The following is a 22,444-nucleotide window of genomic DNA, read 5'->3' as shown; positions in this document are numbered from 1 at the left end:
CCTTCGGGCATGCTGTGGTGGGCGCTGGCCGGATAGTCGAAGGCGTTGAGCTCGGCCGGGGCGAAGCTGCGGTTGATGATCTTGACGCCCGGGGCATTGACCGGAATCGAGAACGAGACGGCATAGTCGGTCTCGTCCTGGCGCATGCCCTTGGTCGGCATGACAACCAGCTCGTGGATCACCGAGGCGGCGGTGATGTGCAGCTTGGCGCCCCGCACGACGATGCCGTCCTTGCGGCGCTCGACGATGCGGACGTAGAGATCGGGATCGTCCTGCTCGTGGGCGCGGCGCTTGCGGTCGCCCTTGGGGTCGGTGATCACCTCGGCCCCGCGCAGATCGTTGTCGCGGCAATACTTGTACATACGCTCGATGTTCTCGGCGTACATCGGGTTGACCTCGGCTATCGCGTCCTTGACCTGCATCAGGGCCATGAACACGCCGGAGACGGCCGTGCCGATCGAGGTGTGCTGCAGCAGCTCGACGCGCTTGTTCAGGTCTTCGGCCGTGCGCGGCACCTCGTAGATCCGGTGCGCCTCGCTGCCGTCCTCGGTGGTGTAGCGGCGCAGGTGACCCAGATCCGGGTCGTCGTATTTGTAGTCGTTGGCAACCAGGGCCAGCGGCACCTTGAAGCGGGCATTCTTGGTGATGTCCGCGATGTTCTCGCCATCCCAATAGGTGACGCGGCCGTCCCGCAGCGATTCGATATATTGCTCAGGTGTCTTCAGACCCATCGTATCCTCCCTTGATCCTCAAGACATGCGGGCTCCCGTCAGGCGACGGCCGACACGGGCTCCCGGTGTCGCCGGCCCAGATGAGCGCGGCGCATAGTGGCGAAATCGAAAACCTGGTTCGCGACGATCTCGATCTGGCTGCGGACGTTGCCGTCGATGCAACGCCCCTCGGCGTCGAAGATCTTGTCGGCGGAGTTGATGCCGGCCGCCATCGGCGTGGGCCAGCCGCGCAGCGCATGGATGATGGTGCGCATGGCGACGATGGTGGTGCCGATGGCCTGGGCGCCGTAGGCCGAGGTGATGCAGCCGACGGCGCGCCCGTCGAGGTAGGCGGCCTCGTCGGCGCGCAGATCCTCGACATAGTCGAGCGCGTTCTTCAGCAGCCCGGAGATGGAACCGTGATAACCGGGGGAGGCGAGTATGACACCGTCCGCCTGCCGCAGCGCGTGTACCAGACGGGTTGCCGCCTCGCCGCGGGCGCTGCCGCCATGGCCGTACATGGGCAGGTCGAGGTCCTTGGCGAGGAAGATCACGGTATCGGCGCCGAGCGCCTCGGCAGCGCTCAGGCAATGCTTAAGGGCGAGCTCGGTGGAGGAGTTCTCGCGGATCGTGCCCCCGAGACCAACAATGAACGGGCGTTCGACCATTCGATCCTCCGTTGACATGGGCGCTCAGCTCGTGATGTGCAGGCCGTTTGGACCAGGCTGCGCGACGCCCATCGCTATGTAACATATATTATGTTATGGTGCCGGCGTGCAAGAGGCGCAAGCCTGGATTCGGCGTCGGCGCTGGCATGCAAATTGCCGGCATGGCGGAACGAGAGGGGCAGGACCGATGGACACGATCATGCCGAGGGGCCGCTCGCTGGCGAGACGCCGCAAGGGTCAGGACGGCTCCGGGTCCGCCGAGCTGGCGGCCGCCCGGCCGAAGATGTCGAAGCGGGACCCCGGCAAATCGCAGGGTGACCGCCGCCTGACGCGGCTGGACTGGATCGACGCCGGCCAGGACGTCTTGCGCGATGCCGGCATTGCGGGCCTCAAGCTCGCCCAACTGACCAGACGCCTGGGTGTCTCCACCGGCAGCTTCTACCACCATTTCAACGACTTCGACGACTACCTCGGCGCCCTTGCCGACCACTACAGCCTCGAGCGCGTCAAGGGCGAGCTCGCCACGACGCTGGCGGGCGGCCCGGGTCCCCTGGCGCGCATGCGCCGGCTCGCGCGCCTGAGCATCCGCCAGCGCACCTTCGAGCTCGACCACGCGATGCGCATCTGGGCGACGATGGATCCCCGCGCCGAGAAGACCGTGCGCGAAGCCGAAGCCCAGGTGCTCGCGTTTCTGGCCGACGCCTTCGGCGAACTCGGCTTCGGCCCGACCGATTCGATGCTGCGGGCGCGCATGCTGCTGTCCTGCAATGTGGCGCCGCTGGGGCTGCCCCCGGGCGAGGAGCGGCGGGCATTCTTCAAGGATTGCCTGCGCCTGCTCTCGGGCCGCCAGAATCTGGAGGAGCCGGCCTCGGCCGGTGAGGGGTCGGGAGCCGTGCGCGGCTCCTGCACGTCGCGCGTCCCGACGGACGAGGTTTCGCCGACAAGCAGAAAGGGCTAGGTCCGGGAGGCTGGCTCTGCCTCTCCCGAGGAGCCGGGTCAGCGCATGAGCGAACCAGCAACGGGGAGGGAGGGGAGATGGCGCGCAAGCACGTGCTCGTCGCCGGGGCATCGGGCCTCGTCGGCTACGCGGCCATGAAGCACTTCGCGCAGGAGGGCGTCCAGGTCACCGCGGTGTCGCGGCGGGCGCCGTTCGAGACCTTCGGCGCCCGCTTCGTTGCCGCCGATCTGTGCGACGCAGACCAATGCGGCGCGCTGTTCGGGGGTATGGGCGATGTCACCCACGTCGTCTACGCCGCCCTCTACGAGCGCCCGTCCCTCATCTCCGGTTGGCAGGACCGGGAGCAGATCGACACCAACGACCGCATGCTGCGCAACCTGCTCGAGCCGCTGCTGAAGGCCGCCAAGGGGCTGCGGCACGTGGCGCTGCTGCAGGGCACCAAGGCCTACGGAGCCCACGTCCGCCGTATCGATACACCGGCCCGGGAAGACCGGTCGGAGGCGCGGGACGTCGCCAATTTCTATTGGAACCAGCAGGACTATCTGGCCGAGCGGCAGCGCAGCCAGGCTTGGAGCTGGACCATCTTCCGGCCTCAGATCATCTTCGGCCAGTCTTTCGGCAGCGCGATGAACCCCATTCCGGCGCTCGGCGCTTATGCGGCCGTGCTCAAGGAGAGGGGCGAGCCTCTCTACTATCCGGGCGGACCCTCGAACGTGCTGCAGGCGGTGGACGCGGACCTGTTGGCGCGCGCCATCGCCTGGGGCGGCGAAACGGAGGCGGCGCGCAACGAGGCGTTCAACGTCACCAACGGCGACGTCTTCATGTGGAGCGGGGTGTGGCCGGCGATCGCGTCCGCACTCGGGATGGAGCCGGGGCCGGCACGGCCGCGGGCGCTGGCCGAAACGATGTCCGGGGAGACAGCCCTCTGGGATGAGATCCGCGCCAAATACGGTCTGCGCGCGCCGCCGCTGGCTGACTATGTGGGCTGGTCGTTCCAGTATGCGGACTATCTCATGGCTTACGGTGCCAAGGCGGGCGACAAGATCTCGATCGTCTCCACAGTCAAGATCCGCCAGGCGGGCTTCGGCGAGGCGATGGACACCGAAGCGATGTTCCGCAAGTGGTTCGGATTGTTTCGGGCGAGCAAGCTGCTGCCGCCGTAATGGCCGGGACACGCGATGAATCGTCTCCCGGCCGCGCCGGCCGGCGCCGAGCTAGCGGTCGTCGAGCCTGAAGCCGAGCTTCAGCGTGACCTGGAAATGCGCAAGCTTGCCATCGTGGACGTGACCGCGGGTCTCGGTCACCTCGAACCAGCCGATGTGCCGCAGCGTTTTGGAGGCATCCGCGAGCGCGTTGCGGATGGCCTCGTCGCTGCTGTTCGGCGAGGAGCCGATGATCTCGGTGACGCGATAGGTGTGATCCGACATGGTCTGTCCTCCCCTTCCAAGGCGCGCCTGCGGCGACCTCTGATCGAGTGTGCCGGCGGTCGCTACCCTCATGATGTAGGGTCCCGGCAAGCCTGATCGAGTCCGCCCGGCCGACAGGGCGGAGATGGTGCCAGGGCTGGCATCGCCCCTTACGCTGTCTGGATTCAACCAAATCATCGCTTATGAGGAGCTAACAAGCCAGTCGTATCCTGTGAGGACTGGGCACGGCCACGCATTCGATTTGCCGGATTTTCGTGGGTGCCGGCAGCTTTCTTGCGATTTACGCTTAACGCTTCGCCCTGATTCCACCGCCGGTGTAGGCGGCGATGGGGAGGCTTTAATGCGGCCGAGGAGCCTGTCGAGAATGGGCCGAGCGATCTGTTCCGTGCGCGGCTAGACCAGATCATTGCCCTGGATGCACGCTGCTGAAGCGCTTCGACGTGGAGATCGGTTCGGTAGCCGCCATCCTCCGTCGGCCGGATGTGGGCAGCGCTATGCAGACCGGATGTCCTCGCGGGGAGGTAGCTTTCCGCCTAGACAAACGGTGGGTTCTTTCGATTTTCCCATCGTCCACTCTTTCTGCATCGCGAAGATCGGCCACTCGCCGGCGGCAGCGAGCGTGCTGGACCGGTGCGTCGATTTCGCCGAAGATCAATCGCATGCTCGCTCGGGTTAGCCCATGGACATGAATTGCGACTATCTCGTGGGTGCGATCCTGGAAAGCTCGCTGAGCACTTCTTCCATGCCGGGGCCTTCCGCGGCGACTTGGTTCCGCAGGACTAGACGACGGGCCCGCGAAACAACCCACTTGACCGCAGCCGGGCCGAGCGCAATCGGCTGGCGCAGAGGGAAGCGGCCTTCAGCCGCTGCAGTTAACGCATGACCCGCCTCTACAAGCTGGCCAATGGAGCGCTCGTCCCCGTCCCGCAGGGCCAACTTGTTAGCGAGGACATGATCGAGGGCTGGGTGGCCGAACAGCCTTCCCTGCTTGGGCTCGATATCCTTGTCATTGGCCGCCAGATCATCACAGACTTCGGCGGACGGATCGACCTCCTCGGGATCGATTCCGAGGGCAACCTCTCCATCGTCGAGTTGAAGCGGGACCGTACGCCCCGTGAGGTCGTCGCGCAGGCGCTCGATTATGCGAGCTGGGTCCAGTCTCTTACGACCCCACAGATTTACGAGAGAGCGCAGACCTACCTTGGCAGAAGTCTCACGACGGCTTTCGCGGAACGCTTCAGTTCGAGTCCACCCGAGCGACTCAATCAGAGTCACTCCATAGTCATCGTGGCGAGCGCCCTGGACCCTTCATCGCAGCGGATCGTCCGCTACCTGTCCGAGACGCACGGCATCGCTATCAACACGGCTTTCTTCACCGTCTTTCAGGAAGCCGGGCAGACACTGCTCACGACGGATTGGCTGCTTGACCAGCAAGAGGTGGCTGTCAGGTCTGAGGCCAAGGTCCAGTCACCATGGCAGGGTCTCTGGTACGTGAACGCCGGTGATGGGGATACTCGTTCTTGGGAGGACATGCGCCGTTACGGGTTCGTAGCCGCGGGCGGCGGTGAGAAGTGGTCCGGCCCACTGCGGCGTCTGAGCGTTGGCGACCCCATCGCGGTCTATCAAAAGGGCGCGGGCTATGTCGGCTACGGAAAGGTGAGTGCGCCTGTCGTGATGGTGCGAGACTTCGTCACGGAAGCAGGGCCGTTGCTGGATCAGCCGTTGGCCCAGCCCAACCTGGCACATGACCGGAACGATCCGGACGTGGCCGAATATGCTGTAGCGGTGGACTGGGTGAGGACAGTTCCCGTCAGCGACCCAGTCAGGTTCGAGGGAATGTTCGCCAATCAGAACATCGTATGCAAGCTGTGCGAGCCTCGCACGCTCGAAGTGCTGAGAGATCGGCTTGGCGTTGAGCCGGGCTAAGTTGGAGAAACGAGACCTTGGCGACTGCTGCCTCCCGCGAGCTGTACCGAAACTGGGTGATCAAGGCGCTGAAGGCGCTAGGTCCCTCAACGCCGGGCCAGGTTTACACCTGGGTGCGGACCAACGAGACCGTTCCCGCGTCCGACTTGGCGAGGTCCACGGCAGACGGCAAAGACACCCTGTTCGAGAAGGAGATCCGCTGGGCGCGGAAGGACCTATTCGACAAAGGGATCGTAGTCAGCCCAACGCGAGGGGTGTGGGCTCTGTCGTGACAACGGGCGCCGTTAAGCGGACCCCGAGCCTCAACTTTAGTGGGCTGGGTTCGGCGATAAATTGAACAGCTATCGATAGTATGGTTTGACCAGGCTTCCCCCCTGTAACCTCAACTATGCAGAACATAATCTTGTAGTATTTGAGCGATCCACAAATAGCATCTGTACTTGCTGCAGGAGCACTTTCGGGGCGCGACACCCATGTTGACGCCGCGTCTCCGTAAAGATGGTTGGCGTACAGGGCGGGACTGGAGACGAGGAGATCAACGATGCCACAGGGCAGCCTGCCTTCGACGATGACGGCGATCGCGATACGTGAGCCCGGCGGCCCGGAGGTGCTCGAGCCGCGGCGCCTTCCACTGCCCGTCCCGGGGCCGGGGGAGATCCTCGTCAAGGTCCATGCCGCCGGGATCAATCGCGGCGACATGGTGCAGCGGCGCGGCTTCTATCCGCCCCCGCCCGGGGCCCCCGACACGCCCGGCCTGGAGATCGCGGGTGACGTCGTCGCCGTTGGCGAGGGGGCGAGGGCATGGCCCATCGGCAGCCGGGTCTGCGCGCTGGTGGGCGGCGGCGGCTACGCCGAATACTGCCTCGCCCACGAGAGCCACGCACTGCCCATCCCTGCCGGGCTGTCGATGGTCGAAGCGGCCGGGGCGCCGGAGACCATCTTCACCGTGTGGACCAACGTCTTCGAGCGGGCGCGCCTCAGGCCCGGCGAGAGCCTGCTGGTGCACGGCGGCGCGAGCGGTATCGGGACGACCGCGATCCAGCTCGCCAAGGCCTTTGGCTCGCCCGTGTTCGTGACGGCGGGCAGCGACGCGAAATGTGCCGCCTGCGCCGAGCTGGGCGCCGACGCGGCGATCAACTACCGCACGCAGAATTTCGTGGACGAGGTCAAGCGGCTGACCGCGGGGCGCGGCGTCGACGTGATCCTCGACATGGTCGGCGGCGATTACATCGAGCGCAACATGGCCGCCGCGGCGCTGGAGGGCCGCATCGTCTGGATCGCCTTCCTGGAGGGGGCCAAGGCCGAGGTCAATTTCACCCCCGTCATGATGAAGCGGCTGACGCTGACCGGCTCGACGCTGCGCGGCCGCAGCATCGCGGAGAAGGCGGCCCTGGCCGAGGTCGTGCGCGAGCGCGTGTGGCCGCTCTTCGAGGCCGGGCGCCTCACCTGCGTGGTCGACAGCGTCTTTCCGCTGGCGCAGGCCGCCGCCGCGCATCGTGCCATGGAGGCCGGCGGTCACACCGGCAAGCTCGTGCTGTCGGTGTGACCGAAGGGCAAGGCGCTCTGTGCGCCGCAGCCGGCCGGGGCGCACCCCGACCGGGAGGCGGTCGTTGTCAGGCCGCCTTGCAAGCGCCTTCCGACTGCGGCCGGAAGGCCTTCTCGGGGGGCACTGTCTCCACGATCGAAGCCACATCCCACGGGTCCTTCGCTTCGGACGGCGACTTGACCTTGAGCAGGAACATATTGTTCTGCAGCCGCCCGTTGGGCGCGATCTTGGCCGGTCCGTAGAGGGGATCGGTGACGGTCATGGCCTTCATCTGCGCCACCACCGCCGCACCGTCCGTCTTCGCCTTGTCATGGCCAACCACACCCGCCGCCCGCAGATAGTGCAATGCCGCCGAATAGGCGCCGGCGATGTTCTGCGACGGATGCAGGTCGTTGACGAAGGGCAGCAGCCGTTTGGTGAAGGCGCGCGTGCCGTCGTCCCTGTTCCAGTAGAAGCCGTTGGAATAAAGGATACCCTCGGCGTCCGCGAGGCCGATCGACTTGACCTGCGGCACGTCCATCAAGGTCGCCGTGAGCACGGCGCCCTTGGAGGTGATGCCGAACTCCTTCGCCTGCTTGATGCAGTTGACCAGGTCGTCGCCGGCATTGGCGAAGCAGATCACCTTCGCGCCGCTGCCCTGGGCCTGCAGCAGCAGGCTGGAGAAGTCGCCGGGGCCGGGGAAGGGATGCTTGACGCCGCCGAGCACCTTGCCGCCGGCGGCGTTGATCAGCTTGGTGGCATCGCGAACGACGGACGCGCCCATGGCGTAGTCCGCCGCGATGAAGAACCAGGTGTCGAGGCCGCGCTGCATGCAGGCGTTGGCGATGGTGCTGGCCATCGCGTAGCTGTCGTAGCTCCAGTGCACGTGGTTGGGGCTGCAGAACTTGCCCGTCAGGTCCTCGGTCGCCGTGCCGGAGAACAAGCCCACCTTGTTCTTCGACTTGACCAGCTCCGTCAGGCCGAGCGCCAGGGCGGACATCGGAATGTCGAGCACGGCATCCACATCCTGGGTGTCGAACCAGCTCCGCGCGACGCCCAGCCCGATGTCGGGCTTGAGCTGGAAGTCGGCGAAGACGATCTCGACCGGCAGGTCGGGCTTCTCCTTCTTGAAGTCCTCGGCGGCGAGCCGCGCGGCGGTCACGGCGCTGATGCCGGACAGGTTCGAGTAGGGGCCGTTCATATCGGCAAGGACGCCGATCCGGATCGGCGTCGCGGCGTGGGCGCGCGATACGTATGGCGCCGCCAGCACAACGGTGCCGGCAGCCAGAAGCGTGCGGCGGGTAAGCTCGACCATGGTGTTCCCCTGTTTGGGTGCGGTGCCGCGCGAACGCGCCCGCCCTGATATTGTCCACTCCACAATGCCTCAGGCGCACGCATGCGTCCTCGCGCTCGCATCGGGCGAGGGCGAGGCTGCGCCGCCGGGTCGGTAACATATATTATCTTATGGATATCGCGTCGAGCCGGAGCTAGGTTCGGCGCCGTCGGTGCAGGCCGAGGGGCGAACGGCCCGGACGACAGGTCTGCATCCCGAACCGAGGAACGTTGACATGGCGGGCGGGCTGCGCGTGGCGCCCGGCACGGCCATCTGAAGGAGGAGCGGCATGACATCAGCGGCAGCGGTGGCGCCGGACGAACCGGTCTTCTTCGACCTGAGCAGCCGCGTCTCGGCGCACGCGCGGCAGCAGCCGGCGGGCGAGGCTCTGGTCTTCGAGGGCCAGCGGGTCGACTGGCGGACGCTGAACGAGCGGATCAACCGGCTCGCCAACCTGCTCGTCGGCCGCGGTGTGCGGCCGAACGACAAGGTGGCCATCCTCGCCTCGCCCAGCGCCGAGTATGTCGAGATCTTCGTCGGCACGCTGCGCGCCGGCGCCTGCCTGGTGCCGCTGTCGCCCATGGCCTCGAGCGAGCAACTCGCCGGCATGATCGCCGACAGCGGCGCGAAGGTATTGTTCCTCTCCGAGGGGATGCGCGATCTCGCTGCGGGCTTTCCGGCGGATCTCCTGCCGCTGGCCGCGGCCAACGCCATTGGCATCGATTTCGCGGCCGACGGCTGGGCCTCCTACAAGGGCCTGATGGAGCAGGCATCGGCCGCAGATCCGGGCATTGCGATCACGCCCGAGCTCGACTTCAACATCATCTATTCCTCAGGGACCACCGGGGTGCCCAAAGGCATCGTCCACGACCATGCGACGCGCACCCTGACGCTCGACAACCTGGCGGCCCTCGGCTACGGCCCGGGATGCCGCACCTTGCTGGCAACGCCGCTCTATTCCAACACGACGATCGCCGCGTTCCTGCCGACCATCGGGCTCGGCGGCACCAGCGTGGTCATGCGCAAATTCGACGTGACGGGCTATCTCGATCTCGCCGAGCGCGAGCGCATCACCCATACGATGCTGGTGCCCGTGCAGTATCAGCGCCTGCTCGGCGACCCGAGCTTCGCGCAGCGCGATCTGTCCGCCTTCCAACACAAGATGTGCACTTCGGCGCCGCTGCGCGCGGCGCTGAAGCGCGAGATCGTCGAGCGCTGGCCGGGGCAACTGCTCGAGATCTACGGCATGACGGAAGGCGGCGGCGCCTGCATCCTCGATGCCACGGCCCATCCCGACAAGCTGGACACCGTCGGCCAGCCCGCCTTCGGCGCCGAGTTCAAGATCCTCGACGATGACGGGCGCGAGTTGCCGCAAGGCGAGATCGGCGAGATCGCCGGCCGCAGCGGCATCATGATGAAGGGCTACCACAACCGCCCCTCTGCGACCGACGCCATGATCTGGTACGACGCCGCGGGGAACAAGTTCTTCAAGTCCGGCGACATGGGCTATTTCGACGAGGACGGCTTCCTGCACCTGTCTGACCGCAAGAAGGACATGATCATCTCCGGCGGTTTCAACGTCTACGCCACCGATCTGGAGAAGGTGCTGCTGTCCCATCCCGATGTGACCGACGCGGCGGTGATCGCGGTGCCGAGCGAGCAATGGGGCGAGACGCCGCTCGCCTTCGTGGTGCTGCGCGATGGCGCCGACGAGGGGGCCGAGGAGTTGCGGACATGGGCCAACGAGCGCCTCGGCAAGCCGCAGCGCATCTCCGAAGTGGTGTTCCTGGAGAGCTTGCCGCGCAGTCCGATCGGCAAGGTGCTGAAGCGCGAGCTGCGCGCGCCCTACGTGCAGGCCGACGCTTAGAGCATTTCCGCCGAAATGCTCTATCCGTTTGATGTGTCGCGTTTTCTTCACGCGAATCGGCGTCCACTTCGGGCGAAAACGCTCTAGCCGACGCCTGGCCCGGCGGTCTTACCTCTCGCCGGACGCTCAGGCTCGGCGCCCGGCCTCCAGGGGGCCGACCGACGAGCGGTCGGCGGCCATGCAGCATCAATGCGCGTGGCCGTGCCGATGATGTAGGTCCGGATAATGCGGATGCCTATGCACCATGGGCTGGTGGCGGTGGGCGTGCGTGTGCGGCTCGCCGGCCGGCTCCTGCGGCCCGTGCCCGTGCTGATGATGCGCGTCGTGCACATGGCGGTGCGCGTGCTCCATCGCCTCGTGGGCATGTTCATGCACGTGCCGTTCCGCGAGGTGCAGAGAGAGGCCGCCACTCATCAGCAGGGCGGCCAGGAGGAGCTGGATGGTAATCGGCTCGGCGAAGAGCGCGACAGCCAGAACCGCGCCTATGAAGGGCGCTGCCGAGAAATAGGCGCCGGTGCGCGCCGCGCCCAGATGGCGTAGCGCCAGCACGAAGAGGACCAGGCTCACGCCGTAGCCGAGGAAGCCGACCAATCCGGCGAGCGCGATCTCGGGCACGGCGGGCAGACGCGCACCGGTGGTCGCGGCAAGGATCAGGTTCACCGTTCCGGCCACCAGGCCCTTGATCATGGCGATCTGCACCGGGTCCGCGGAGGAGAGCTTGCGCGTCAGGTTGTTGTCGATGCCCCAGGCGATGCAAGCGCCGATGATGGCCGTGGCGCCCGGCCCGAAGACCGTGGGCCCACCCTGCCACGACAGCACGACGGCGCCCGAGAGGATGGCGAAGGCGCCCACGAGCAAGCGGCGATCGACGTATTCCTTGAAGACGAGCCAGGCGATGCCCATGGTCGCGAGGCCCTCGACATTGAGCAACAGTGCCGCCGAAGAGGCCGGCGTGTGCGTGAGGCCAACCATCAGCAGCAGCGGGCCGACGATACCGCCAGCGAGCACGACGAGAGCAAGCCAGGGCAGATCCCGCCGCTCCAACGGGGCTTCGGCCGACGGACGCCCGCGGGCCGCCCGGACCAGCTCAAGGGCGCCCAGGCCGATGCCGGAGCCGAGGTAGAGCAGACCCGCCAGCAGCCACGGATCGAGGCCGCCGCCAAGCAGGAGCTTCGCCAGTGGCGTGCTCGCCCCGAACAGGGCCGCCGAGGCGAGCGCCGTCATCGGCCCCGAATACGCTTGCAGCCGCGCCATATGCCCGCTCCTCCAGCATGATCTTAGCGCATATTGCCCTCGGCATATCGGCTACGGCCTTCATGCGCGCGAAATGTCGTGCCCGCGGACGACTGTCTTAGCCCGGGCATGAAGCTTGGGCGGTACGCGAATATTCGCGCGCGCGGGAATGTGACAGCTCTCGCAGACGACGGTGCTTGCCGGTATTGGGACGCCAAAGTATCGACATCTTCAAGTTATCAACACATCCGGCTTGGATGAGTGCACGTGGGGACCTGCGAATGGAATCTCACCTCATGATGGCGCTGGGAATGACGCACGCCGGCATCGTCCTCGTCGTCTGGGCGATGAACGTGAGCATTGCGCCCGGCGCCCGGCGTTCACACCGCAAGCGCATCGCCGTCGATCGTATCGACGCCCGCCCGGAACGGTTCTAAGTTGGACGTCATTGCAACCTGGGTTGTAGCCGCCATGGCCACGTGGGCTGACGACGCTGAAGTGCCTTTCGCATTGGCGGACTCGCGCGGGGAGCCGTCCGGTTCGCCTCCCGCGCTGCAATGGACGACCGCCGCCGTGGCGCCGCGAGATCGTTTCGCCTATTGGCGCGACGAGGTCATGCGCCGCAACGAGCCGGTGGCGCAACTCGAGCACGACCGGCCGTTCGATGCGCACCTGCGCATCATCAACGCGAACGGTATCCAGCTGCTCGAGCACGTTTCGAGCAGCATTGCCGGCGAGCGGAGCGCAGCACGCTGCGCCGCCGATGGGGTCGACGACATCGTCTTCGATCTGATGGTCGGCGCACGTCACGGCACGCTCGACCATGCCGGCCGCTCGCTGCCGCACCGGGCTGGAGACCTCTGCATCATCGACCAGGCCCAGCCTAGTTCGCTGGTCCGGTCGCGCCACCGGGCTGTGGCGCTGGTCTTGCCGCGGATGATGGTCACACGAGCACTTGGCCGTGATCCCGACCATCTGGCTGGGCTCACCCTGCCGGCCAAGGGCATAGGCGCGCTGCTGCGCGCGCACATGATCGCGACGATGGTCCACGAGGCAGAGCTGAGCGAGCGACAGCGTGTCGTCGCCCTCACGGCGGCCGCCGACATGGCGCTCGCGCAATTGCAGGCTGAGGCGGTTGGCGGCTCCGAGCCCGACGGTTTCGAGAGTGGCCACTATGCCGCTGCGCGGCAGCTGATCGAACGCCGGTGTGCGGACGCTGCTCTCTCTCCCGACATGGTGGCGCGCGCCATCGGCTGTTCGCGCGCCTCCCTTTATCGCGCCTTCGCGCGGCGGGGCGAGACGATCGCCGCGGTGATCTGGGACTGCCGGCTCACGCGAGCCTGGCAATTGCTCACCACCCGCCCGCTGGATGGGCTCAAGGTGGCCGAGATCGCCTTCCGCTGCGGCTTTCTCGATGCGCCGACGTTCAACCGCATGTTCAAGCGGCGGTTCGGCATGACGCCAAGCGACGCCCGCGAGCAGCATCTGGCCGATCAGCGGGCGCGACATGGGGCGGTCTGACGGGTACCCGACACAACCGGGCGGGTTGAGACGCTGGATCAACAATTGACGTAACGGAATGAGACGGCGGACCTAATCCCCTTCGTCTCGAACGGTTATGGTGTCGCTGACGGTGCCAAGGGGGGCGGGGGCAACCGGTGACGACTGCCGACGGGGGGCGGGTGCGGGCCCAGGGCCGCGCTGGGGCGCGGGACTGCGGCGCACCCGGCAGTAAATTCCACAATCAAGAGACACCGGGGGGTGACTCCCCTGCGGCGGGCGGCGCGAGCGGCCCGCCGCAGGGGATATCCTGCGCAATCCGGACTTCCCTTCCTTCCGAGCTCGCATCTCCATGCGCCGGAATGGCGGCCGCGTGCAGCACGCCGCGCCGCCTAGCGCGCTCCGCGGGTGGGTGGAACCACCCGGTCGCCGAGCAGCGCTCCGGATTCAAAGCCCTGGAGCAATTCTGTGCAATTGGATGGTCCTATCCATTGCGAAATACTCGGGCGGGCCGATGGCCCGCGTCATCGTTAGCTGTATAAAGACGGCATCGGACATGGACATCAATACAATTCGAGCGATCGAACGGCCGCGCCGGCCGGCCGACGTCACGCATTGGCGCCCGGGCCTGGCCTGGTTGTCGGGTGGCACCTGGCTGTTCTCCGAGCCGCAGCCCAACCTCGACACGCTGCTCGATCTCAGGGCATTCGACTGGCCGTCGCTGGCCGTGACGGCGGACGGGCTCGAGATCGCGGCGACGGCGCGCATCCGCGAGCTCGACCGTTTCGTGCCGCCGCCCGAATGGGTCGCCGGGCCGCTGCTGTCGCTTTGCTGCCGCGCCCTGCTGATGTCGTTCAAGGTGGCCAATGAGGCGAGCGTCGGCGGTAACATCTGCATGTCGCTTCCGGCCGGCGCCATGATTTCGCTGACAGTCGCGCTCGAAGGCACCTACACGCTCTGGCCTCGGGACGGCAAGGAGCGCACGCTGCCGGCGCTCGGCTTCGTCACCGGCAATCACGCCAACGTCCTGGCGCCGGGCGAACTGCTGCGCAGCATCCACCTGCCGGCATCGGCCCTTGCCAGGAACTTCGCGTTCCGCCGCTCGTCACTGGTCCACCAGGGACGCTCGGCGACATTGGTGGTCGGCACGTCGCGGCGGGGCACGGACCTGCTGCTGACCATCACCGCTGCGACGCCCAGGCCCCTGCAGCTCCGCTTCGACCACATGCCCGATGCGGCCACCTTGCGCCGCGCCATCGACGCGGCGGTCGAGCAGGACGGCTTCTTCGACGACGTGAACGGCGCGCCCGCCTATCGCCGACATCTGACCTACCATTTCGCCGAAGAAATTCGCGCGGAGCTGGCCGCACTGGAGTCGCGCGCATGAATTATTCCGTCGATGGCCGCTCCTTCTCGGCAGAGCCGCGGCCTGGCCAGTGCCTGCGCACATTTCTGCGCGAGCGTGGCGACTTCGGCGTCAAGAAGGGCTGCGATCAGGGAGACTGCGGCGCCTGCACCGTATGGGTCGACGGCGAGCCGATTCATTCTTGCCTGATGCCAGCGTTTCGCGCTGCGGGTCGCGAGGTCACCACCATCCAGGGACTGGCCCGAGGCGACGAACTGCATCCCGTCCAACAAGCCTTCCTGGATGCCGCCGCGTTTCAATGCGGCTTCTGCGCCGCCGGCATGATCATGACCGTCGCAGCGCTCGACGGCGAGCAGCGCGCCGACCTGCCGCGCAACCTCAAGGGCAACCTGTGCCGCTGCACCGGCTATCGGTCCATTGACGATGCCATCCACGGCGTCGTCAACGTGGGCGAGGACATCGCCGGCAGCGCCTGCGGCGCGAACCTGCCCAACCCGTTCGGTCCAGGCATCGTCACGGGCCAAGCGCGCTACACGATGGACGTCGCGGTGGCCGACCTGGCGCACCTCAAGGTGCTGCGCTCGCCCCACGCCCATGCCCGCATCGTCAGCATCGATCGCCGCGCCGCCCTGGCCGTGCCGGGCGTGCTTGAGGTGTTCACCTGGGAGGATGTGCCGCGCAAGCTCTACAGCACGGCGACGCACGAAGACCATCTGGTCGACCCCGACGACACCTACATGCTCGATGATATCGTCCGCTTCGTCGGCCAGCGGGTCGCGGCCGTCGTGGCCGAGACCGAGGCCGCGGCCGAGGCCGGCTGCCGGGCGCTCGTCGTCACCTACGAGCCGCTGCCGGCGGTGTTCGACCCCGTCGAAGCCATGAGCCCGGGTGCGCCTATCCTGCATACCAAGGGCGGCGAGGCCCACGGCAACATCTATGCCGAGATCCACGGCGAGGTCGGCAGCGTCGCCAGGGGGTTCGCCGAGGCGGACGCGGTGCACGAGCACACCTATTCCACCTCCCGCGTGCAGCACGTGCATCTGGAGACGCACGGCTCGATCGCGTGGCGGGGCGACGATGGCCGCATTCACGTGCGCACCAGTTCGCAGGCGCCATTCATCGCCCAGCAGAAGCTCAGCCACCTGTTCGACATCCCGGCGCGCAACCTGCATGTGTTCACCGAGCGTGTCGGCGGCGGGTTCGGCGGCAAGCAGGAGGTCATCTCCGAGGACCTCTGCGTCCTGGCCACCCTGAGGATTGGCCGTCCGGTGAAGTGGGAATACACCCGCGAGGAGCAGTTCATCGCGGCGACCACCCGCCACCAGATGACGACGCACGTGAAGCTCGGTGCCAAGGCGGACGGGCGCCTCACCGCCATCGAGGTACGCGTCGTCTCCAACACCGGGGCCTATGGCGGCCACTCCGGCGAGACGCTGGCGGCGTCGCTCGCCAGCCCGATCGCCATGTACCGCTGCGCCAACAAGAAGGCGGACGGCTTCGCCGTTTATACCAATATGATCCCCGGTGGCGGCTTTCGCGGCTACGGCTCGTCGCAGACCACCTTCGCCATCGAATGCGCCGTCGATGATCTCGCCAGCCTGCTGAAGCTCGATCCGTTCGCCATGCGGCGCCTGAATATGGTGCGGCCAAACGACTGGATCGAATCGATCTGGGACGAGGTTTCCGATGTCGATTTCGGCAGCTACGGCCTCGACCAATGCCTGGATCTGGTGGAGGAGGCGCTGGCCACAGGCGACGGCCGCGCCAGACCCGACGGAGAGGACTGGCTGGAGGGGCGCGGCGTTGCGCTAACCATGCTGGAGTCCGGTCCGCCGACCGAGCATCGCTCTGGCGCCACCATGGAACTCTTGCCCGACGGCCGCTTCCACCTCGCGGTGGGCTCGACCGAGATGGGCAACGGCTCCGTCACCTCTCACCGCCAGCTGGCCGCCGGCGTGCTCGGCTCGCGCGCCCAGGACATCGACATCATCAACGCCGACACCGACAAGACGCCCTACGACACCGGTACCTTCGCCTCGACAGGCACCGTCGTCGCCGGCCAGGCGGTGACGTTGACGGCCACGGCGCTGCGCCACAACATTCTCGCCTATGCGGCGCGCAGCACCGGAACCGCGCTCGATGACTGGACGATGGAGGATGGTGCCGTCGTCGCCGGGAACAAGCGCATTGGCCTCACCGAGCTGTATGCAGAGGGCACGGCAGCCGGCCATCGCTTCCAGGCCAAGCGTAAGGCCTACCTGGCACCGCGTACGGTCGCCTTCAACGTGCAGGGCATCCGTCTCGCCGTGCACCGGGTGACCGGCGACATCGAGATCCTGCAGAGCGTGCACGCCGCCGATATCGGCCGGCTGATCAATCCGCAGCAATGCCGAGGACAGATCGACGGCTCGATCGCAATGGGCCTGGGCTGGGCGCTGACCGAGCACATGGACTACGACGACAGCGGCCACATGAAGAATGCGGCGCTGCGCAACTACCGCATCCCGAGCTTCGCCGACGTGCCGCGCACCCAGATCCTGTTCGCCGACACGTACGACAGCATCGGTCCGCTCGGCGCCAAGGCCCAGGGCGAGAGCGCCATCAACCCGATTGCGCCGGCGATCTCCAACGCGCTCCTCGATGCGACCGGCGTGCGCTTTGCAACTCTGCCCTTCACCCCCGACCGCATCTTCGATCGGCTGCAGGGCTGTCGCCCGCGGGACGCCGCCCCGGCGCAGGATCGGCCGTGAACGCTCCGTCGCCTCAGCCCCCCGTGCCCGGTGCCGTCACCATCGTCACCCAGACACGGGTGCAGCCGGGCTTCGACGATGCCTTCGCGGTCTGGCAGGAGCAGACCAGCGCCATGATCGCCGCGCTGCCGGGGTTCCTGGGCCAGACGGTAATGCGGCCGAGCCCACCGGCGCAGGTCGACTGGGTGATCCTGCAGCGGTTCGCGAACAGCGCGGCCGCTATCGGCTGGCTCAACTCGCCGGAGCGCATGGCCCGCATCAATGGTGCGCAGTCGATGCTCGTCGGGCGCGACGACGTGCACGTGGTGCCGGACGGTAGCAGCGGCGTGCTGCCGGCGCCGGTCTCGGCAGTGATTTCGACTCGCATCAAGCCCGGTCAGGAGAAGGCCTATCGCGCCTGGGAGCAGCGCATTGCCGCGGCCCAGTGCAAGGCGCCGGGCTTCCAGGGCTACCGCTTTGAGCCGCCGATCCCCGGGGTGCAGGAGGACTGGCTGTCGATCCTGCGCTTCGACTCGGAGGCCAACCTCAACGCCTGGCTCGAGTCGCCACAGCGCAAGATGCTTCTCGCGGAGGCCGACGCCTTCACCGAGGAGTTTCACGCCCGCGTGGCGCGTGCCGGCTTCGATCAGTGGTTCCCCGAACCGGATAAAGGCCAGCCGCCGCAGGCGGTGTGGAAGCAGAACATGCTCGTTCTGCTCATGCTCTACCCCGTCGTCTTTCTGTTCGGATTTGCGGTGCAGAGCCCGCTGCTCGTGGGGCGGATGGGATTGTCCTTTCCGCTCGCGCTCTTCATCGGCAATGTCGCGAGCGTACTGTTGCTGACCTACCTGGTGCCCTGGATCAGCCGCCGCTTCGGCTGGTGGCTCAGTCCCGCGCGACCATCGACGCAAGTCGACTGGCGCGGCGCCGCGATTCTAGCTGCGCTCTATCTCGTCATGATCGGTGTCTTTATTCGGGTGAGTTGACGCCTGTCCTGCGGCCTGCGGAACTCTAACTGCAAGGACTATGCATGCCATTGCGGTTGATCTTCGCGGCTGCGGCTCTATGCTTTGCCGGCGTGGCCGGTGGCGCGATCGCCGCTGAGAGGCCTGCTGCGGGCGGTATGGCTCCCGATCCGGCCCCGTTCTTCTCGTTCAACCAGAACCGCTTCAGCTATTCATACATCTTCACCGCCACCAATCCCGGCTCGGGCAATACAGCCAAGAGCGTCTTCAGCTTCACCCACATCGACGCCTGGGCCTACGGCACCAATCTCGTCAACGTGGACGTGCTCAAGTCCGACACCCGCGATCCAATACGCAAGTGCGAGGACGATACCTGTCCCGGCGCCACCGAGATCTATGGTTTCTTCCGCAGCACCGTCGGCTTGAACGAGCTGTTCGGCACCAAGGCGTTCAGCTTCGGGCCGCTGCGCAACGTCTCGCTGGAGATCGGCGGAGACGCCAACTTCGACAACAACTCCGCCTCGGGCCAGAAGCGCAGCGGCGTGGTGGGGGTGCAGCTCAACTTCGGGCTGCCCTACGGCGGCATCCTCAACGTGGCGGCACTCGCCTACAAGGAGATCAACCACAACGAATTCCTGAAGCCGGTGTTCAACAACGGCATCGGCGTGTGGAGCGGGGACGCGGACTTTCGGCCGACGTGGAGCGTCGAGGCCAACTACCATATGGACCTGGGCTTCCTGCCCGCGTATCTGCCGCTGTCGCTCAGCGGGCGCGCCGCGCTGGTCGGTCCCAAGGGCGCGGGGACCAGCATCTCCATTCCCGGCAACCTCAACACCAAGACAGAATTCAACAGCGAGCAGCGCCTCACCTGGGATGTGAGCCGCTCGCTCTGGGGGCCGGCCCAGGCCCATCGCATCGAGGTGTGGGGAGCCTATCGCTACTGGCAGAACAAGTTCGGCCTCGATCACACGAGGTCGAACACGTGCACGGCAGCGGTCGATCCCTACGCGCGCGGCTCCTGCACCGAGCAGTCCTGGGTCGCCGGAGTCAGCTTCGTCTTCTGACGCCGCGCGCGAGTCGATTGCCGCGCCGCAACACCCTGGGCTATGGGGCGGTCGGTAAGCCGCTCGGGGCGGCTCGGCGAGCGGACCAAGGGCCATGCTCTTTCATGTTCTCTATCTGATCGCGATCGTTGCCGAGGCCATGACCGCCGCCCTGGCGGCGGGCCGGCGCAGCATGGATTGGGTCGGGGTCTGCCTGCTCGGCTGCATCACGGCGCTCGGTGGTGGCTCGGTGCGCGACGTGCTCCTCGGCCACTATCCGCTGTCGTGGGTCCAGCATCCCTACTATCTGGCGGTGACGGCGGGCGCGGCGCTGCTGACGATCGCCATCGCCCGGATCATGCATCGCCTGCGCCACGTCTTTCTCGTGCTCGATGCCATCGGCCTGGTCGTGTTCACCGTCATCGGCTGCAATATCGCGTTCGAGCTTGGCTTGCCGGTCCTCATCGTCATCATGTCGGGCATGATCACCGGCTGCGTCGGTGGCGTTTTGCGCGATGTGCTCTGCAACGATGTGCCGCTGCTGTTCCGCAGTGAGCTCTACGCCAGCGTCTCGGTCGTCGCCGGCGGCATCTACGTCGGCGGGCTGGCGGCAGGGCTCCCGCACGATCCGGTGATGATCGCCGCCATGGCCGTCGGCCTGACGCTGCGGCTGCTGGCCATCCGCTACGGCTGGAACATGCCGAAGTTCGTCTACACGCAGGATTGGCACTGACAAGCGCAGCAGCCCCGCGCGCCTGTGACGGATGAAGGCGGTTCGGCTAAGAAGGATGGCACAGCGAGGGCGAGCGCCCTTATCGCTTCGGGGCGGTTTGCTCCGCACGCGCGACGTGCTCGAAGAGCCAGGCCAAGCCGGCATCCATTATCGCGACCTTCGGCATCAGGGCGTTGAGCCGGAACTGCGGAAGGGCCAGCGGCGGGTCCAGTCCCAAGACCCCGAACCGAGCCGCGTACGTGGCGACGAACCGCCTCGGCAGAGCCGAGACGAGGTCGGTCTCGGCGATGACGGCAAGCGCCAGCATAAAGTTCGGGACAGTCAGCGCGGTCCGTCGCGACCGGCCCTGCTCCGCCAGAATTTCGTCAACGAAGCCATGAGGGTCGCCGCTGTGCGACACCACCAGATGCTGCATTTCGCAGTATCGCTCCAAGCTGGGATCGTCCGCGAACGGATGTCCAGCGCGCACGGCGATGACGAAATCCTCCTCGTACACGCAGCGCCGGTGAAAGCGCGGCGGAATATCGTCGGATGGAATGATCGCGAGATCCATCGTCCCGGCTTCGACGTCAGCAATCGCCGAGCGCCACACGCGGGCTGGCGACGGCAAGATCTGATGCACGCCAATATCGATGCGGGGGGCGGCCCGCGTCAGTTCAGCCAGAAGTGGGCGCAGGACCACGCTGGAGACACCGTCAGGGGCGCCGATTGTGAAGCGGCGTGTGGACGTGGCCGGGTCGAACGGCGCAGCGGTCGAAACGACGCTCCTCACCCTGGCAAGGATGTCGGCGACCGGTGCGGCGAGTTCGAGGGCGCGCATCGTCGGGACCACGCCCTTAGGGGTTCTAAGGAAGAGCGGGTCTTTGAGCAGCTGCCGTAGTCGGCCGAGCCCATGACTGACGGCAGAGGCCGAGAGATTCAGGCGCTCCGCCGCCCGCCCCACGTGGCGCTCCTGCATGACCATATCGAACACGACCAGAAGGTTGAGGTCGGCGCGTGAGAGATCAATCTCGTTCAGCATATCTCTGAAATCATATCACTAGCTCGCATGACCTTCACGAGCGAAGTCTCCTCTGTGGCTACAACTGGAGGACCTCATGCCAACCTCACGACGTTCGCTCTTTGCCAGAGCCCCCGCGGACAACGACGAAGCGACCGCTATTCTCATCCGGCAATCGTCCGACGCCAACGCCGCGCTGATGCGCGGCGACGTTGACAGATATCGCGAGCTGATCACGCACACCGATGATTTCACCCTGATGTCTCCATTCGGCGGAGCGCCTACGCACGCCTCCGACATGACGGATGAGCGGTGGCAGGCGATGGGGAAATTCTTCAGGAACGGCGTCTTCGGGCAGGAGTTGGTGCAGTCCTACAGCTGCGCCGATATGGCGGTCCTCGCCATCATCGAGTGGCAAAACGTCGAGGTCGGCGGTCTCCCAACCCAAGATTGGCCGTTGCGCGTCACATTGGTGTATCGCCGCGAAGGTTCGGCGTGGCGGCTGGCGCATCGCCATGCCGATCCACTCGTAAGGGGCATCAGCCTGAAGCAGGCGGCCGCACTGGCGCGAGGCGACGCGGCGTGACGAATTTCGACTCCCTGAGCCATGCCTTCGAAGCGGAAGCCCTGCGTTCCGGAGCTGGTCTACCGGTCAGGAAGCGCTCTGCATGCCGGTCGCTTGGCTTCCTATCATTTGCAGCCGTTAAGCTATTGCCAGGGTGAGCACATCGTGGTGGCTGCGAGGGGCACGATGATCGGCTTGTTCCCTGGCCGAGCATCGCCCACAAGGCGGCCTTGAGGCCCTATGGCTCTGGGAGGACCACATGAAGCTCTACAATTCGCTCGGCCCCAATCCGCACGCCGTCAGAATGTTCGCGGCCGAGAAGGGGATCACGCTCGACCTGGTGGAGGTCGACGTCATGGGCTCGGAGCATCGTCGCACGCCCTACGGCGACCGCGTCAACGTCATGATGCAGACGCCGGCCTTCGAGGCCGACGATGGCCAGGTGATCTGCGAGATCACCGCGATCTGCGAATATCTGGAGGAGATCGTTCCCGAGCCGGCCCTGGTCGGGCGCACGGCCGGCGAACGGGCCGAGACACGCATGTGGATGCGCCGCATCGATCTCAACATCCTGGAGGGTCGTTCGCGCGCCGGCCGGGCCACCATGGCGCGCGACTTCTACATCGACAAGATCAAGCTCCTGTCAGTGCCCGCCGCCAAGGAACTGAACGCCATCGTCACCGATCGCGTGCTCTGGCTCGACCAGCAGATGGCCGGGCGGACTTACATCTGCGGCGACCGCTACACGCTCGCCGACATCGTGCTGTACTGCTTCATGGCGTTCCGCGCGCCGGCGGGCGGCTCCAACCTGCCCGCCGAGGCCACCAACCTGCGGGCCTGGTTCGAGCGCATCCGGGAACGGCCCAGCGCCTCCGCGACGGCCTATCCGGCATAGA

Annotated in this window: 20 protein-coding genes; 14 read left to right on the top strand and 6 right to left on the bottom strand. The window is 66.4% G+C overall.

The window, feature by feature from the left end:
* Positions 1-731: 4-hydroxyphenylacetate 3-hydroxylase N-terminal domain-containing protein (locus tag IEW34_RS30300; protein ID WP_280516301.1), on the bottom strand; the 731-nt coding region annotated here is incomplete at its 3' end.
* Positions 732-769: 38 nt separating this feature from the next.
* Positions 770-1,378 (bottom strand): NADPH-dependent FMN reductase, encoded by a 609-nt coding sequence (locus IEW34_RS16855; protein WP_188610386.1) that lies wholly within the window; start codon positions 1,376-1,378, stop codon positions 770-772.
* A 187-nt stretch (positions 1,379-1,565) separates the two neighbouring features.
* Here IEW34_RS16855 and IEW34_RS16850 point away from each other — a divergent pair, with 187 nt between their 5' ends.
* Positions 1,566-2,336: a TetR/AcrR family transcriptional regulator gene (locus tag IEW34_RS16850; protein ID WP_188610385.1), complete on the top strand. Its 771-nt coding sequence runs from the start codon at positions 1,566-1,568 to the stop codon at positions 2,334-2,336.
* A 77-nt stretch (positions 2,337-2,413) separates the two neighbouring features.
* Positions 2,414-3,499, top strand: coding sequence for an SDR family oxidoreductase (locus tag IEW34_RS16845; RefSeq protein WP_188610384.1), 1,086 nt, complete (start codon positions 2,414-2,416; stop codon positions 3,497-3,499).
* A gap of 51 nt (positions 3,500-3,550) precedes the next feature.
* On the opposite strand, the gene IEW34_RS16840 is transcribed toward IEW34_RS16845, so the two are convergent.
* Positions 3,551-3,763, bottom strand: coding sequence for a dodecin (locus IEW34_RS16840; RefSeq protein ID WP_188610383.1), 213 nt, complete (start codon positions 3,761-3,763; stop codon positions 3,551-3,553).
* A gap of 879 nt (positions 3,764-4,642) precedes the next feature.
* Here IEW34_RS16840 and IEW34_RS16835 point away from each other — a divergent pair.
* The 3 genes from IEW34_RS16835 to IEW34_RS16825 all read left to right on the top strand — a co-directional run bounded on the left by IEW34_RS16835 (position 4,643) and on the right by IEW34_RS16825 (position 7,235).
* Positions 4,643-5,689, top strand: coding sequence for a DUF8606 domain-containing protein (locus tag IEW34_RS16835; RefSeq protein WP_188610382.1), 1,047 nt, complete (start codon positions 4,643-4,645; stop codon positions 5,687-5,689).
* Between the two features lie 56 nt (positions 5,690-5,745).
* A complete protein-coding gene (locus IEW34_RS31115; protein WP_373288266.1) occupies positions 5,746-5,961 on the top strand; it encodes a winged helix-turn-helix domain-containing protein in 216 nt (71 codons plus the stop codon).
* A 269-nt stretch (positions 5,962-6,230) separates the two neighbouring features.
* A complete protein-coding gene (locus tag IEW34_RS16825; RefSeq protein ID WP_188610380.1) occupies positions 6,231-7,235 on the top strand; it encodes an NAD(P)H-quinone oxidoreductase in 1,005 nt (334 codons plus the stop codon).
* 67 nt (positions 7,236-7,302) lie between these two features.
* Here IEW34_RS16825 and IEW34_RS16820 read toward each other — a convergent pair whose 3' ends face one another.
* Positions 7,303-8,529 (bottom strand): ABC transporter substrate-binding protein, encoded by a 1,227-nt coding sequence (locus IEW34_RS16820; RefSeq protein ID WP_188610379.1) that lies wholly within the window; start codon positions 8,527-8,529, stop codon positions 7,303-7,305.
* 307 nt (positions 8,530-8,836) lie between these two features.
* On the opposite strand from IEW34_RS16820, the gene IEW34_RS16815 reads away from it, so the two are divergent.
* Positions 8,837-10,414, top strand: coding sequence for a class I adenylate-forming enzyme family protein (locus tag IEW34_RS16815; protein WP_188610378.1), 1,578 nt, complete (start codon positions 8,837-8,839; stop codon positions 10,412-10,414).
* 186 nt (positions 10,415-10,600) lie between these two features.
* On the opposite strand, the gene IEW34_RS16810 is transcribed toward IEW34_RS16815, so the two are convergent.
* Entirely contained in the window at positions 10,601-11,668 is a 1,068-nt protein-coding gene (locus tag IEW34_RS16810) for a DMT family transporter (protein WP_188610377.1), read from the bottom strand.
* 339 nt (positions 11,669-12,007) lie between these two features.
* Here IEW34_RS16810 and IEW34_RS16805 point away from each other — a divergent pair, with 339 nt between their 5' ends.
* The 6 genes from IEW34_RS16805 to IEW34_RS16780 all read left to right on the top strand — a co-directional run bounded on the left by IEW34_RS16805 (position 12,008) and on the right by IEW34_RS16780 (position 19,983).
* Entirely contained in the window at positions 12,008-13,168 is a 1,161-nt protein-coding gene (locus IEW34_RS16805) for a helix-turn-helix domain-containing protein (protein WP_188610376.1), read from the top strand.
* A 535-nt stretch (positions 13,169-13,703) separates the two neighbouring features.
* The gene (locus IEW34_RS16800) at positions 13,704-14,534 is read left to right on the top strand and encodes an FAD binding domain-containing protein (RefSeq protein WP_188610375.1); all 831 of its coding nucleotides are present in this window, start codon (positions 13,704-13,706) and stop codon (positions 14,532-14,534) included.
* Positions 14,531-17,263: a molybdopterin-dependent oxidoreductase gene (locus tag IEW34_RS16795; RefSeq protein WP_188610374.1), complete on the top strand. Its 2,733-nt coding sequence runs from the start codon at positions 14,531-14,533 to the stop codon at positions 17,261-17,263. Before IEW34_RS16800 ends, IEW34_RS16795 begins: the two co-directional genes overlap by 4 nt.
* Complete coding sequence (locus IEW34_RS16790; protein WP_308424382.1) at positions 17,260-18,228, top strand: antibiotic biosynthesis monooxygenase; 969 nt, start codon at positions 17,260-17,262, stop codon at positions 18,226-18,228. The genes IEW34_RS16795 and IEW34_RS16790 overlap by 4 nt, the downstream gene beginning before the upstream one ends.
* Before the next feature lie 137 nt (positions 18,229-18,365).
* On the top strand, positions 18,366-19,271 hold the full coding sequence (locus tag IEW34_RS16785; protein ID WP_244642039.1) for a hypothetical protein: 906 nt from the start codon (positions 18,366-18,368) through the stop codon (positions 19,269-19,271).
* A 94-nt stretch (positions 19,272-19,365) separates the two neighbouring features.
* Positions 19,366-19,983, top strand: a complete 618-nt coding sequence (locus tag IEW34_RS16780) for a trimeric intracellular cation channel family protein (protein WP_188610372.1) — start codon at positions 19,366-19,368, stop codon at positions 19,981-19,983.
* 79 nt (positions 19,984-20,062) lie between these two features.
* Here IEW34_RS16780 and IEW34_RS16775 read toward each other — a convergent pair whose 3' ends face one another.
* Entirely contained in the window at positions 20,063-21,004 is a 942-nt protein-coding gene (locus IEW34_RS16775; protein WP_188610371.1) for a LysR family transcriptional regulator, read from the bottom strand.
* A gap of 76 nt (positions 21,005-21,080) precedes the next feature.
* Between IEW34_RS16775 and IEW34_RS16770 the strand changes: the two genes are divergently transcribed.
* Both IEW34_RS16770 and IEW34_RS16765 read left to right on the top strand, forming a co-directional pair.
* Positions 21,081-21,569: a nuclear transport factor 2 family protein gene (locus IEW34_RS16770; protein WP_188610370.1), complete on the top strand. Its 489-nt coding sequence runs from the start codon at positions 21,081-21,083 to the stop codon at positions 21,567-21,569.
* Between the two features lie 238 nt (positions 21,570-21,807).
* Positions 21,808-22,443 carry a glutathione S-transferase family protein gene (locus IEW34_RS16765; protein WP_188610369.1) on the top strand — a complete coding sequence of 212 codons (636 nt, stop codon included), beginning with the start codon at positions 21,808-21,810 and terminating at the stop codon, positions 22,441-22,443.
* The last annotated feature ends 1 nt before the right edge of the window (position 22,444 follow it).

Origin of the sequence: Chelatococcus reniformis, assembly GCF_014640075.1 — a bacterium.
Classification (GTDB): Bacteria; Pseudomonadota; Alphaproteobacteria; order Rhizobiales; family Beijerinckiaceae; genus Camelimonas; species Camelimonas reniformis.
Note: the sequence above shows the minus strand (reverse complement) of the source record. Positions and strands in the feature narration are given on the sequence as shown.

What these genes read in the sequence shown, in the direction of transcription:
- IEW34_RS16855 (WP_188610386.1), bottom strand. Translation starts at nt 1,378, where the DNA reads ATGGTCGAACGCCCGTTCATTGTTGGTCTCGGGGGCACGATCCGCGAG.
- IEW34_RS16850 (WP_188610385.1), top strand. Translation starts at nt 1,566, where the DNA reads ATGGACACGATCATGCCGAGGGGCCGCTCGCTGGCGAGACGCCGCAAG.
- IEW34_RS16845 (WP_188610384.1), top strand. Translation starts at nt 2,414, where the DNA reads ATGGCGCGCAAGCACGTGCTCGTCGCCGGGGCATCGGGCCTCGTCGGC.
- IEW34_RS16840 (WP_188610383.1), bottom strand. Translation starts at nt 3,763, where the DNA reads ATGTCGGATCACACCTATCGCGTCACCGAGATCATCGGCTCCTCGCCG.
- IEW34_RS16835 (WP_188610382.1), top strand. Translation starts at nt 4,643, where the DNA reads ATGACCCGCCTCTACAAGCTGGCCAATGGAGCGCTCGTCCCCGTCCCG.
- IEW34_RS16825 (WP_188610380.1), top strand. Translation starts at nt 6,231, where the DNA reads ATGCCACAGGGCAGCCTGCCTTCGACGATGACGGCGATCGCGATACGT.
- IEW34_RS16820 (WP_188610379.1), bottom strand. Translation starts at nt 8,529, where the DNA reads ATGGTCGAGCTTACCCGCCGCACGCTTCTGGCTGCCGGCACCGTTGTG.
- IEW34_RS16815 (WP_188610378.1), top strand. Translation starts at nt 8,837, where the DNA reads ATGACATCAGCGGCAGCGGTGGCGCCGGACGAACCGGTCTTCTTCGAC.
- IEW34_RS16810 (WP_188610377.1), bottom strand. Translation starts at nt 11,668, where the DNA reads ATGGCGCGGCTGCAAGCGTATTCGGGGCCGATGACGGCGCTCGCCTCG.
- IEW34_RS16800 (WP_188610375.1), top strand. Translation starts at nt 13,704, where the DNA reads ATGGACATCAATACAATTCGAGCGATCGAACGGCCGCGCCGGCCGGCC.
- IEW34_RS16795 (WP_188610374.1), top strand. Translation starts at nt 14,531, where the DNA reads ATGAATTATTCCGTCGATGGCCGCTCCTTCTCGGCAGAGCCGCGGCCT.
- IEW34_RS16785 (WP_244642039.1), top strand. Translation starts at nt 18,366, where the DNA reads ATGGCTCCCGATCCGGCCCCGTTCTTCTCGTTCAACCAGAACCGCTTC.
- IEW34_RS16780 (WP_188610372.1), top strand. Translation starts at nt 19,366, where the DNA reads ATGCTCTTTCATGTTCTCTATCTGATCGCGATCGTTGCCGAGGCCATG.
- IEW34_RS16775 (WP_188610371.1), bottom strand. Translation starts at nt 21,004, where the DNA reads ATGCTGAACGAGATTGATCTCTCACGCGCCGACCTCAACCTTCTGGTC.
- IEW34_RS16770 (WP_188610370.1), top strand. Translation starts at nt 21,081, where the DNA reads ATGCCAACCTCACGACGTTCGCTCTTTGCCAGAGCCCCCGCGGACAAC.
- IEW34_RS16765 (WP_188610369.1), top strand. Translation starts at nt 21,808, where the DNA reads ATGAAGCTCTACAATTCGCTCGGCCCCAATCCGCACGCCGTCAGAATG.